This window comes from Brevundimonas goettingensis, assembly GCF_017487405.1.
Classification (GTDB): Bacteria; Pseudomonadota; Alphaproteobacteria; order Caulobacterales; family Caulobacteraceae; genus Brevundimonas; species Brevundimonas goettingensis.
Genome location: NZ_CP062222.1, coordinates 300255 through 312449, shown reverse-complemented (window position 1 = coordinate 312449; position 12195 = coordinate 300255). Strand labels below are relative to the sequence as shown.

Annotated in this window: 11 protein-coding genes; 5 read left to right on the top strand and 6 right to left on the bottom strand. The window is 69.2% G+C overall.

Annotated elements, in window-relative coordinates:
* Nucleotides 1–56: 56 nt before the first annotated feature.
* The 4 genes from IFJ75_RS01585 to IFJ75_RS01570 all read right to left on the bottom strand — a co-directional run bounded on the left by IFJ75_RS01585 (nt 57) and on the right by IFJ75_RS01570 (nt 5532).
* The gene (locus IFJ75_RS01585) at nt 57–830 is read right to left on the bottom strand and encodes a fasciclin domain-containing protein (protein ID WP_207870834.1); all 774 of its coding nucleotides are present in this window, start codon (nt 828–830) and stop codon (nt 57–59) included.
* A 127-nt stretch (nt 831–957) separates the two neighbouring features.
* On the bottom strand, nt 958–1833 hold the full coding sequence (locus tag IFJ75_RS01580; protein WP_207870833.1) for a 4-(cytidine 5'-diphospho)-2-C-methyl-D-erythritol kinase: 876 nt from the start codon (nt 1831–1833) through the stop codon (nt 958–960).
* A 1-nt stretch (nt 1834) separates the two neighbouring features.
* Nucleotides 1835–3823 (bottom strand): tetratricopeptide repeat protein, encoded by a 1989-nt coding sequence (locus IFJ75_RS01575; protein WP_207870832.1) that lies wholly within the window; start codon nt 3821–3823, stop codon nt 1835–1837.
* Nucleotides 3824–3879: 56 nt separating this feature from the next.
* Nucleotides 3880–5532 carry an electron transfer flavoprotein-ubiquinone oxidoreductase gene (locus tag IFJ75_RS01570; protein WP_225897076.1) on the bottom strand — a complete coding sequence of 551 codons (1653 nt, stop codon included), beginning with the start codon at nt 5530–5532 and terminating at the stop codon, nt 3880–3882.
* Nucleotides 5533–5739: 207 nt separating this feature from the next.
* On the opposite strand from IFJ75_RS01570, the gene IFJ75_RS01565 reads away from it, so the two are divergent.
* Both IFJ75_RS01565 and IFJ75_RS01560 read left to right on the top strand, forming a co-directional pair.
* A complete protein-coding gene (locus IFJ75_RS01565; protein WP_207870831.1) occupies nt 5740–6540 on the top strand; it encodes a uracil-DNA glycosylase in 801 nt (266 codons plus the stop codon).
* A 151-nt stretch (nt 6541–6691) separates the two neighbouring features.
* The gene (locus IFJ75_RS01560) at nt 6692–8431 is read left to right on the top strand and encodes a lytic transglycosylase domain-containing protein (protein ID WP_207870830.1); all 1740 of its coding nucleotides are present in this window, start codon (nt 6692–6694) and stop codon (nt 8429–8431) included.
* A 4-nt stretch (nt 8432–8435) separates the two neighbouring features.
* Here IFJ75_RS01560 and IFJ75_RS19885 read toward each other — a convergent pair whose 3' ends face one another.
* Both IFJ75_RS19885 and IFJ75_RS01555 read right to left on the bottom strand, forming a co-directional pair.
* On the bottom strand, nt 8436–8561 hold the full coding sequence (locus IFJ75_RS19885; protein ID WP_263973006.1) for a hypothetical protein: 126 nt from the start codon (nt 8559–8561) through the stop codon (nt 8436–8438).
* A gap of 128 nt (nt 8562–8689) precedes the next feature.
* A complete protein-coding gene (locus tag IFJ75_RS01555) occupies nt 8690–9331 on the bottom strand; it encodes a glutathione S-transferase (protein WP_207870829.1) in 642 nt (213 codons plus the stop codon).
* 138 nt (nt 9332–9469) lie between these two features.
* Between IFJ75_RS01555 and purB the strand changes: the two genes are divergently transcribed.
* From purB to purU, 3 genes are read left to right on the top strand one after another with little or no spacing between them, the layout of a single operon-like run.
* A complete protein-coding gene (gene purB, locus IFJ75_RS01550) occupies nt 9470–10771 on the top strand; it encodes an adenylosuccinate lyase (RefSeq protein ID WP_207870828.1) in 1302 nt (433 codons plus the stop codon).
* Between the two features lie 8 nt (nt 10772–10779).
* Nucleotides 10780–11280, top strand: a complete 501-nt coding sequence (locus IFJ75_RS01545) for a DNA-deoxyinosine glycosylase (RefSeq protein ID WP_207870827.1) — start codon at nt 10780–10782, stop codon at nt 11278–11280.
* Nucleotides 11281–11295: 15 nt separating this feature from the next.
* On the top strand, nt 11296–12138 hold the full coding sequence (gene purU / locus IFJ75_RS01540) for a formyltetrahydrofolate deformylase (protein WP_207870826.1): 843 nt from the start codon (nt 11296–11298) through the stop codon (nt 12136–12138).
* Nucleotides 12139–12195 lie beyond the last annotated feature (57 nt).

Sequence of the window (12195 nt, the reverse complement as noted above, 5' to 3'; positions counted from 1 at the left end):
ACGAAAGGCGGCGGACCCTAGAGCCCGCCGCCTTCAAACTCAACCTGACGCGGTGATTAGGCCTGCGGCGTCGGGGCCGGAGCCGGCTCGGTCATCGTCGGGCTCTTGTCCTCGTCGGGCGTCGGGGCGATCGGGGGCGTGGGAGAAGGAGCCGAGGTGGCGACCGGATCGGTCATGGTCGGCTGGGCGACCGGCGCCGTCGCGGGGGCCTCGGCGGCGGGGGCCTCGGTGGTCATGGGGGCGGCCGGGGCCTCGTCCGCATCGCCCGAGGCGACCTGGGAGGTCGCCGGATTGAGCACCTTGTCGATGGCGAAGACTGCCCCGTTGGAGGCGGCGATATCGGCCGTGGTGACGGTGGCGTCGTCGACCTTGATGGCGTCGCCGGTGCCGTCCAGCTGGACCTGGGTGCGGGCCGCGGTCTCGACCCCGCCGCGCGTGCCCTTGATCTGGCTCGAGTTCACGTCGGCGACGATGACATGGTAGAGCAGCAGCTGACGCAATTCATTGATGTTAGCCGGGTCCATCAGCCGGGCGCGCTCCGCCTCGGGCAGGCTGGCGAAGGCCGCGTCGGTCGGGGCGAAGATCGAGATCGCCGGCTGGGCCTTCAGCGTGTCGGTCAGCTGCGCCTGATCGAGGGCGGCCAGCAGGGTCGTGAACTGGCCGTTGGCCTTCAGCTCATCGATTACGGTGTCGGAGGCGGCCGGGGTCGCGACGGCCGGCGCCGGGGCTTCCGCGGGCGCGGTTTGCGGGGCGGCCATATCCTGGGCGAAGGCGGGGGCGGCGAACAGGGCGATGGCGGCGGTTGCGGTCAGAAGGCGGGCGCGATGCATGACGGTTTCCTTTGACTCCGGAGGCGCCGCGCGAGGGATCGCGACGCCTTGACTCAATATGTCGGTTGCAAGGGAAAGACGGTTAGCGCGACCCGAGTTCCATCCGGACGCTGATATTGGCCGGTCTTCAGAGACCGGCAGCGCCGAGGACGGCGCCACGAACCCACCAGCCGGGATGGGCGGCCGTCAGGGCGGCGGCGGCGCGGGCGGCGTCTTCACCCGAGGCGAACAGGCCGAAAACGGTGGCGCCGGAGCCCGACATCCGGGTCAGGCCGACGCCCGACTGGGCCGCGACGGCGTCAAGGGCGGGCTGGATGGCCGGGGTCAGGACGAGGGCCGCAAGCTCCAGATCGTTGCGCTGTCCGGCCAGCCAGTCGATGACGGCGGCGGGGCTCCATTCGGCGGGCGGGGCGGGGCGGTCGGTCGCGCCGGCCGGACCCGCGTCGAAGGCGCGATAGACGGCGCCGGTCGAGGACGGCACGCCCGGATTGACCAGAACGGCGTGCAGCGGCGGCAGGTCAGCGGCGTCGGTGAGGACATTTCCCCTGCCCTCGGCCCAGGCGGAACGGGCGCGCAGGCACATCGGACCGTCGGCCCCGACGACGCCCGCGACGGCCTCCAACGCCGCATCGTCCAGATCGAGGCCGAGCAGGGCTCTAGCCAGCTTGAGCGCCGCTCCCGCATCGGAGGAGCCCCCGCCCAGGCCGGCGGCGATGGGCAGCTGTTTGTCGAGGGACACCTTCAGGGCCGGCTCGCCGATGCCCGCCGCCTCGCCCAGGGCCCGCAACGCCCTGAGGATCAGGTTGTCGGGCTCGGCCGCCAGGCCCGCGCCGAAGGGGCCTTCGACCGTTAGGGAAAGACGGTCGGCGCGCTCGACCGTGACCCGGTCGCCGATGTCGGCGAAGGCGACCAGGCTGGCGAGCGGATGGTAGCCGTCGGCCTGGACCGGGCCGACATGCAGGAAAAGGTTGATCTTGGCGGGCGCGAGCCCGGTCAGCGACACCCTAGGGCTCGGCGCCGACCGAGGCGGGAACGGTCACGGCGACGGGCGGCGCCACAGGAGTCTGGGGCGGCAGGCCCTCGGCCAGCTTCTTCTCGACCTCGGCGCGGCGCTCGGCGTCGGGGTTCAGGGTGAGGACGCGGTTCCACTGGAAGCCCGCCTCGCGCTTGCGGCCCACCTGCCAGTAGGCGTCGCCGAGATGGTCGTTGATCTCGGCGTTGGCCGGCTCCTTGTCGACCGCCTCCTCGAGCGTGGTGACGGCGGTGTCGTACTGGCCCTGACGGAACTGGGCCCAGCCGAGGGAGTCCTGGATATTGCCGTCGTTGGGCTCGGCCGCATGGGCGCGGGCGATCAGGGCGGCGCCCTCGGCGACCCTGGTGCCGTTATCGACCCAGAGGTAGCCCAGATAGTTGAGGAAGGCCGGCTCATTGGGCTGGTCGGCGACTGCGGCGGACAGTTCGGCCTCGGCCTCGGCGATCTTGCCGGAGGCTTCATAGGCGGCGCCGCGCACGAAGTGGACGGCGGCCGGCTGGTCCGGGGTGTTGAGCAGCGGACCGTTGAGGATTTCCAGCGCCTCGTCGTTGCGCTTGAGCTCCAGCAGTTGGGTGGCCAGGGCATAGGCGATGTCCTGGGAGTCGGGCGCGGCGGCGAAGGCCTTGCGAAACTCGGCCAGGGCCTCGTCCTTGCGGTCGTCGCGGCCGAGACTGGCGCCGATCTGCAGCCGGGCGGCGGCATAAACGGCCGCGTTGCGCGGCCCGATCACGGCCATGGCGTCACGGGCGGCGGCTTCCAGCTTGGCGCTGACGAGTGCGCCGCCGAGCAGAAGGCGGATGTCGTCGCTGGGCGCGACCTCCAGCGCCATGCGCAGATAGACGGCGGCGAACTCATTGGCGCGGTTGTCGGCGGCCAGGGAGGCGGCCAGGGTCAGACCCTGGGCCACGCCGTCGCTATAGGTCGGGGCGGCGGGCGCACGGCTGCGTCGAGCAGAAACCCGCTCCTTGGCGGCTTGGAGCAGCAGGCTGTCGGGATTGGCCGTCAGGGCGGCGTCATAGACGGCGGCGGCCTCGGCCTTGCGGCCACGGCGCTCCAGGAAGGCGCCGTATCCCTGATGGAAGGGCGGCTGGGCGGCCGGGTTGGCGGCGAGCAGCTTGTACTCGGCCTCGGCCTCGTCATAGCGGCGATGCAGCTCCAGCAACTGGGCGCGCTGGAAGCGCAGCACCTGGCTGAAGGTGTCGTTGGCGGTCTGGGGCGGGCCGATCAGGGCGAAGTCCCAGTCCCCGGCGGCTGCGGCGATCCAGCGCTGGGTCATCAGGCCCGCGGCGGCGTGAGGCATCTGGATCGGTCCGGCCTTGAACACCGCCGTGGCGTCGCGCGCCTTGCCGTGGGCGTAGAGGTCGATGGCGCGGACCAGACGCCCGGCCTCCGAGAGCACGGCCGGCACGCCCTCGCCCGACGGGGCCATCCGGGCGGCGGCGGAGAGGTCCCCGGCCAGGAGGGCGGCGGTGAAGGCCTGTTGCCGGACGGTGGGCTGTTCCGGGGTCAGGGACTGGACCTCGGCCAGATAGCGGGCGCCGAGCGCGGCCTCGCCGTCGCCGACGGCGGAGCGCCCGACCAGGTTGCGGCCGCCGAGATAGAGGCCATAGGCGGTGTGGCCCTCGCGATCGACCGGGGCGGGCGCCCAGACCGTGGGGATCGGGATGATGGCAGGAGCCGCGGGCGGCGGCAGGGGCGCCTCGTCGGAGGCGGGTTCGCCGTCTTCAGGCTCGGCGTCTTCCGGTTCAGCAGCGGGCTCGCCTTGAGCGGGCGCAACCACGGCGGGCGGCAGGCGGGCCGGATCCGACTGGCCGGGCTGGGCGGGAACCAGGATCGGGGCGCGTTGGCCGGCCGCCGGGTCCGAGACCGGCGGCGCCTCCTGGGCCAAAGCGAAGCCGGGCACGGCGGCCGCAAGACCCAGGGTGGTGAAGGACAGCAGCGTGAGGCGGAGGGACGTCATGGCAGGAACCCTCGCCACTTTGTCCCTCCCCTGCAAGAGGGGGTTTCCCTCAAGCCCTACATATTCGGATAGTTGGGGCCGCCGCCGCCTTCGGGCGTGGTCCAGACGATGTTCTGCGACGGATCCTTGATGTCGCAGGTTTTGCAGTGGACGCAGTTCTGGGCGTTGATGACGAAGCGCGGATCGGCCTTCGCCGCCTCGTCGCCATAGACGACTTCGTACACGCCCGCCGGGCAGTAGAGACGCGCCGGCTCGCCGTATTTCGGCAGGTTGACCCGGATCGGGATCGACGGATCGATCAGCTTCAGGTGGGCCGGCTGTTCCTCGGCGTGGTTGGTGTTGGAGATGAACACCGACGACAGCTTGTCGAACGACAGCTTGCCGTCCGGCTTGGGATAGACGCGCGGCTTGTGCTTCGAAGCCGGCTCGGTCGAGGCCGCGTCCGTCTTCTTGTGCTTCAGGGTCCAGGGCGTGGTCAGGCCGGTCAGGGCGAAGAGCCACATCTCCATGACGCCGAGCGCGCCGCCGAGCGTGGTGCCGAACTTCGTGAGGTAGGGCTTGGCGTTCCGGACGCCCTTGAGCTCCTTGAAGACCCAGCTCTTCTCATAGGCCGTCTGGTATTCGACCAGTTCGTCGCCTTCGCGTCCGGCCATGACGGCGTCATAGGCGGCGTCGGCGGCCAGCATGCCGGTCTTCATGGCGTTATGGCTGCCCTTGATCCGGGGCACGTTCACGAAGCCGGCCGAGCAGCCGATCAGGACGCCGCCGGGGAACGACAGCTTCGGCACCGACTGGAAGCCGCCCTCGGTGATGGCGCGGGCGCCGTAGGAGATGCGCGTGCCGCCTTCGAGGTGTTGGGCGACCGAGGGGTGGTGCTTGAACCGCTGGAACTCGTCGAACGGCGACAGGAAAGGGTCCTTGTAGTTCAGGTGAACCACGTAACCGAGGGCGATGTAGTTGTCGCCGAAGTGGTAGAGGAAGCTGCCGCCGCCCGTGAACTCGTCCAGCGGCCAGCCGGTCGAGTGCTGGACCAGACCCGGCTGGTGCTTGTCGGCCGGGACCTGCCACAGTTCCTTGAGGCCGATGCCGAATTTCTGCGGGCTGGAATTCTTGGCCAGCTGATGGCGGGCGATGATGGTCTTGGCCAGCGAGCCGCGCACCCCCTCGGCGATGAAGACGTATTTGCCGTGCAGCTCGATGCCCGGCTGGAAATCGCCGGTCGGCTGGCCGTGCTTGTCGATGCCGAACACGCCGGCGACGACGCCCTTCACGCGACCGGTGGGTTCGTCCCAGACGACATGGCTGGCGGCCATGCCGGGATAGACCTCGACGCCCATCGCCTCGGCCTGTTCGCCCAGCCAGCGGGTCACATTGCCGAGCGAGGCGATGTAGCAGCCGTCGTTATGCATCATCGGCGGCAGCAGCGGCATGGGGATGGACACCTCGCCCATCGGACCAAGAACCAGGAACTTGTCCTTGGTGACCGGGGTCTCGAGCGGGGCGCCGCGTTCCTTCCAGTCCGGGAAGAGTTCGTTCAGGGCCTTGGGGTCGATGACGGCGCCGGACAGGATGTGACCACCGACCTCGGCCGCCTTTTCCAGAACAGCGACATTGATCTCCTTGCCCTCGGCCTCGGCGCGCTGCTTCAGGCGGATGGCGGCGGACAGGCCGGCGGGACCGCCGCCGACGATGACGACGTCATATTCCATGACCTCGCGCTCGACGCCCTGAAGGGCTTCGAGCGGGGGCAGGTTGTCGAGAATGGCTTCCTGCGCCTTGCTTGTGGCGCCGCCCTCGATCGCTTCCTCGGCCATGGTGTCGTGAATCCCGGTTGTCGGTGTGGTCATTATTGGTTCTTGGTTGCTTATCAGAACGTGACGTTGCGGCGGTCAAGGCTTATCCCTGTGCCTACAGTCATGAACGCCTCTCCCCCGGATATCGCCGCAACCGAAAGTCTGCTCGCCTTCTGGCGCGATGCGGGGGTCGACGCCTGCTATGAGGACGCCGCCGTCGACCGGACCTATGTGCCGGCGCCGGCGCTGAAGGCGGTGGCCAAGGCGACGGCCTCGGTCGTCGTCCAGAACGATCCCCACGACGCGATTTCCGAAGCGCGACGGCTGGCGGCGGGGGCGGAGACGCTGGAGGCGCTCGCGGTGGCGGTGTCGATCTGCGAGGCCTGCGACCTTCGCGGCATGGGCGCGCGCCAGTCGGTGTTCGGGCGCGGCGCGACCGACGCCCCGATCCTGATCATCGGCGAAGGCCCGGGCGCGGACGAGGATGCGCAGGGCCTGCCCTTCGTCGGCAAGGCAGGCCAACTGCTGGACAAGATGCTCGACGCTGCGGGCCTGACCGGCAAGGTCTTCATCACAAACACCGTCTTCTGGCGGCCGCCCGGCAACCGCACGCCGACGCCGCAGGAACAGGCCGTCTGTGCCCCCTTCGTGGAGCGGGCCTTCGCCATCCTGAAACCGAAGGCGGTGCTGCTGCTCGGCGCGGCCTCGGCCAAGGCGGTGCTGCAGACAGACGAGGGCATTCTGAAGATGCGCGGCCAGTGGCGCGAGTGGCGGCTGCACGAAGGCGACGTCTCCGCCCCCGCCCTACCGACCCTGCACCCGGCCTTCCTGCTGCGTCAGCCCCAGGCCAAGAAGCAGGCCTGGGCCGACATTCTGTCGCTCGCGGCTCGGCTGGAAGACCTCGAATCGGGTTCGCCCAACTGACGCCTCGAACCAAGGCCATACGCCTGGTGACAGTCATGTGATTGAGACTGGCCCGTTTTTCGGGCATGGTTACGGATTGACGACCGATCGCAGACACACGCGCCGATCCTGATCGAGACGGGAGACGCGTTGCACGAGGGGGCCGCCGCCTATGTACGCTTATCGCCGGGCGCTTCTCGCGCCGATGCTCATCCTGACGCTCAGCGGCCTCGCTTCGGGGATCGCGATGGCCAAGGAAGCGCCCTCCGCCGAGTCCGCCGCGGATTCCGCCGAGGGCGTTGCCTACGAAGGTGGGGCCTACGAGGCCGCCAGTGAAGGCGGGCCGACTGCACTCAGCTCCGCCGACCGCCTCAGCTACACCACCGCCTTCGACGCCCTGCGCCGCGGGGACCTCGACCTCGCCAGGGCCGCGGCGCGCGAGGCGCGCGATCACGTCCTGCTGGGCCAGGTCGAGTTCGAACGGTTGTTCCACCCCGACCATGTCGCCACCTATGAGGAACTGTCGGCCTGGCTGGATGACTATTCCGACCTGCCGTGCGCGCCGCGCGCCTATGCCCTGGCCCTGAAGCGCCGTCCGGACGGCGCGGCCGAGCCGAAACGCCCGGCGGGCGTCAGCGGCCGCACCTGGTCCAGCGTGGTCGAGGCCGGCGGCGGCTCGACCGAGGACGACCCCGCCAAGGCCGCCCGCGTCGCCTACAACCACGACGACTTGTCGACCGCCTATTCGCTGGGAACCCAGATCGGCGACTGGTGGACTTCGGGCCTGGCCGCGTATCGGCTGGGTCAGTTCAACGATTCCATGCAGGCCTTCGAGCGCGTCGCCGCCGACCCGACCGAGGATCCCTGGGTCCGCGCCGGGGCCGGGGTCTGGGCCGCCAAGGCCGCCGCCCAGTCGGGCCGTCAGGACCGGATCACCGGCTTCCTGAACCTGGCCGCGCAGTGGCCCGCGACCTTCTATGGCCAGGTGGCGCTGCGTCAGCTGGGCCGCGACGTCGCCCTGGAGGGTCTGGGCCCGCGCCCCTATCAGCCCGCGGGGGTCCAGCGCGTCGCCTATCAACCCGCCCGGGCCGGCCATGAGGTCAATCCGCGCGACCTGAACGCCTTCATCCAGTCCGACGACCGCGCCCGCCGCACCGTGGCCTATCTGGAGGTCGGCCGCCGCTCCGACGCCCAGGACGAGCTGCGCGCCGGCCTCCGCACAGCTGTCGGCGACACCGCCCGCCGCATGTGGACCAGCCTGGCCGACGCCCTGGGTCCGCGTATGGGCGGCTCCGGCCCCGACGTGACCCGCGTCGACGCGATGCGCTATGCGACCCCGGTTCTGGCGCCCGAGGGCGGTTTCACCATCGAACCGGCGCTGGTCTACGCCCTGGCCCGCAAGGAGACCGACTTCAACGCCGACGCCCGATCGGCGGCAGGCGCATACGGGATGATGCAGGTGATGCCCGGCACCGCCGCCGAAATGACCGGCGACCGCACCTTCGTTTCGAAGCCGCAGCAGCTGTTTGACCCGGCTGTCAACATGCGGCTGGGGCAGGTCTATGTGAACCAGATGCTGTCGCGGCCCGAGTTCCAGGGCGACATCCTGCGCGCCGTGGCCTCGTACAACGCCGGGCCCGGCCCGATGCTGGCGGCGCTGCGCAAGCTGGGCCCCAATCCGGACCCGCTGCTGCTGATCGAGACGATCGACGTGCCCCAGGCTCGCGACTATGTCGAAAAGGTCGTGGCGGCCTATTGGGTCTATCAGCGCATGTTCGGCAAGCCGCTGAACACCCTGGACGCGGTGGCCTCGGGCGCCGGTCTGGTGTCGATCGGTCTGGACTATGTGCCGCCCGCGCCGAGCGCGCCGGTGGAGATGGCCTCGGCCCCCGCCCCTTCAGGCGGCCTCTGACGCTCTAGAAGATGCTGGCGACCAGCGAGGCGCACAGGCAGCAGCCGACCAGAAGCGCGAGCGCGACACTGCCCAGCGTCGGCTGACGCGGCGTGACGACGGCGGGGCGCGGCTCGACCGGAGCGGTCATGGTCTGAAGTCCTGTGTCGGGGCAGGCCCCGGATATGTGCAAGATAACGGCGTCGTCTTAAGCCCGGGTCAGCGGGCGTGCTTAACGAACGCTGACCCTTGAAGGCCCCAAATGAGGCGAGGTTCCGGCTAAGCCAGAGCTTCCCATTCGAGAAAATCGGGCTGTTGCAATAAGGCCGCGACATATGTGGCCGCGACGCCATCCTCGTCGCCGTACTGGGCCAAATCGATCTGGTAGTGGCGAATCCGGGTGGCGATCGGGGTAAAGAAGGCGTCGGGCACCGACCATTCGCCGAACAGATAGTCCCCACCGGCGCCGAAGCGCTCGCGCATCCCGCGGAACAGGGTCACCAGACGGCGGATGTCGGCGGCGACGGCGTCGTTCTGCGGCGTCGGCGAGCGCTCGGGACCGACCATCGGATGGTTCGGGTTCATGGTGCAGTGGGTGCGCAGGGCGCCGAAGCCGCCGTGCATCTCGCAGGCCGCCGAGCGGGCCAGCCAGCGGGCCTTGGCCTCGGCCGGCCAGAGCTTCGCCTCAGGGAAGCGTTCGGCGCACAAGACCGAGATGGCCATCGAGTCCCAGATGGTCTCGCCATCCACCTTGAGCACGGGCACGAGGCCTGTCGGGGAAACCGACAGCATCTCGGCGTGGCCCTCGGGGGTGTTGAAGTCCAGCTCGCGCACGGTGAACTCGGCGCCGCAGCGCTTGAGCACCAGCCAGGGGCGCAGCGACCAGGTCGAGAACCGGCGCGGTCCGATGATCAGTTCCATTTGGCCCTCTCCCTGTCTTTGGTGGCGGTCTCTTGCGCCGACTCGGGCCCGCGCGCCACAGCCGCTCACGCAAGTTTACGCAGCTCAGACACAAGCGCCGCTTGACTCAGAAGGGGGTTACACCGACACCCCGCGCCCATGATCACGCGCTATTCCCGCCCCGAAGCCGTCGCCATCTGGTCCTCCGAGACCAAGTACAAGATCTGGTTCGAGATCGAGGCCCATGCCGCCACCAAGATGGCCGAGCTGGGCGTGATCCCGACCGAGGCCGCCGAGGCCATCTGGGCCAAGGGCAAGGACGCCGCCTGGGACTCGGACCGGATCGACGAGATCGAGCGCACGACCAAGCACGACGTCATCGCCTTCCTGACCCACGTTTCCGAGACGGTCGGCGAGGAAGCCCGCTTCCTGCACCAGGGCATGACCTCCTCGGACGTGCTGGACACCTGTTTCGCGGTGCAGCTGGCGCGGTCCTCGGACCTGCTGATCGCCGGGGTGGACCGGGTGCTGGCCGCGCTGGAGGCCCGCGCCAAGGAACACAAATACACCCCGACCGTCGGCCGTTCGCACGGCATCCACGCCGAGCCGGTGACCTTCGGCCTGAAGCTGGCCGGCTATCACGCCGAGTTCCAGCGGGCGAAGCGCCGTCTGGTCGTGGCGAAGGAAGAGATCGCCACCTGCGCCATCTCCGGCGCCGTGGGCACCTTCGCCAACGTCGATCCGCAGGTCGAACAATATGTCGCCGACCAGATGGGCCTGCAGGTCGAGCCGGTCTCGACCCAGGTCATCCCGCGCGACCGTCACGCCGCCTTCTTCGCGGCCCTCGGCGTCGTCGCCTCCTCGATCGAGCGTCTGGCCATCGAGATCCGCCATCTGCAGCGCACCGAGGTGCTGGAGGCCGAGGAGTTCTTCGACAAGGGGCAGAAAGGCTCGTCGGCCATGCCGCACAAGCGCAACCCGATCCTGACCGAGAACCTGACGGGTCTGGCCCGTCTGGTACGCTCGGCCGTGACCCCCGCGATGGAAAACGTCGCCCTGTGGCACGAGCGGGACATCAGCCATTCGTCGGTCGAGCGCGGCATCGGCCCGGACGCGACCATCCACCTCGACTTCGCCCTGAACCGTCTGGCCGGGGTGATGGAACGTCTGCTGGTCTATCCGGAGAACATGCAGAAGAACCTCGATCGCCTGGGCGGTCTGGTCCACTCGCAGCGCGTCCTGCTGGCCCTGACCCAGCTGGGTCAGTCGCGCGAGGACTCCTACGCGGCCGTCCAGCGCAACGCCATGAAGGTGTGGCGCGGCGAGGGCAACTTCCTCGACTTCCTGAAGGAAGACCCGGAGGTCATCGTTCCCGACGCCGAACTCGAGGCCCTGTTCGATCTGGGCTATCACACCAAGCATGTGGACACGGTGTTCCAGCGGGTGTTCGGCGCGAGCTGAAGCCTGACATGACGATCAAGCGGCATTTCGCCCCGGTCGTCGATGAGAACACCCGGCTGCTGGTGCTCGGCAGTCTGCCCGGCGACGCCTCGCTGAAGGCGGCGCAGTATTACGCCCATCCGCAGAACGGCTTCTGGCGGCTGATCGGCGTCGTGATAGGGCGCGAGTTGCACGCCCTGCCCTATGCCAACCGGCTGGAGGCGCTGAGGGCGGCGGGCGTCGGTCTGTGGGACGTCATCGCCTCGGCGGAACGGCCCGGCAGTCTCGACGCCGCCATTCGCTCGCCCGAGGCCGCCGACCTGCGCGGCCTGATCGCCGGTCTGCCCCGAATACGGGCGGTCGCGTTCAACGGGGCAACGGCGGCCAAGGGCGGACGGCGGGTGCTTGGAGGAATCGAGGGCCTGACCCTGATCGACCTGCCCTCCTCCAGCCCGGCCCACACAAGACCGCTATCGGAGAAGGCGGAAAGCTGGGCCATACTGAAGGGCTTCCTCCCTGAAGACGCCTGAAAGTCCGCCTCTCCGATGATCCTGGCCCTCTCCTGCCCCGACCGGCACGGCATCGTCGCCGCCGTTTCGGCCTTTCTGTTCCAGCGTGACTGCAACATCTCCGACGCCCAGCAATTCGGGGACGCCGCGACCGAGACCTTCTTCATGCGGGTGGTGTTCGAGCCCGTTGAAGGCGACGCGCCCGAGGCGATCCGCGCCGCCTTCGCGGAGGTGGGCGACCGGTTCGGGATGGACTGGACCCTGCGCGGGACGGAGCCGCGCAAGGTGATGATCCTGACCTCGAAATTCGATCACTGTCTGGCGGACCTGCTCTATCGCTGGCGCATCGATGAGCTGCCGATGGATGTGACCGCGATCGTGTCCAACCATCCGCGGAACCAGATCGGCCATGTCGATCTGGGCGCCCTGCCCTTCCACCACCTGCCGGTCCAGGCCTCGGAGAAGGCGGCGCAGGAGGCCATGCTGCTCAAGCTGATCGCCGAGACGGGGACGGAGCTGGTGGTTCTGGCGCGCTATATGCAGATCCTGTCCGACGATCTGGCGGGCCAGCTGGCCGGGCGGTGCATCAACATCCACCACTCCTTCCTGCCGGGCTTCAAGGGCGCAAAGCCCTATCATCAGGCCCATGCGCGTGGGGTGAAGGTGATCGGCGCCACCGCCCACTATGTCACCGCTGACCTCGACGAAGGTCCGATCATCGACCAGGACGTGGAGCGCATCAGCCACCGCGACACCCCCGAAGACCTGATCCGCAAGGGCCGCGATATCGAGCGTCGGGTTCTGGCGCGCGCCGTCCGCTATCACCTCGAGGACCGGGTTCTGATGCACCACGGCAAGACGGTGGTGTTCGGGGACTGACGATGGTCCCGGCCGGCTCATGCTGGGCCGTATGCATCCTTTCCCGCGCTGGGCAGT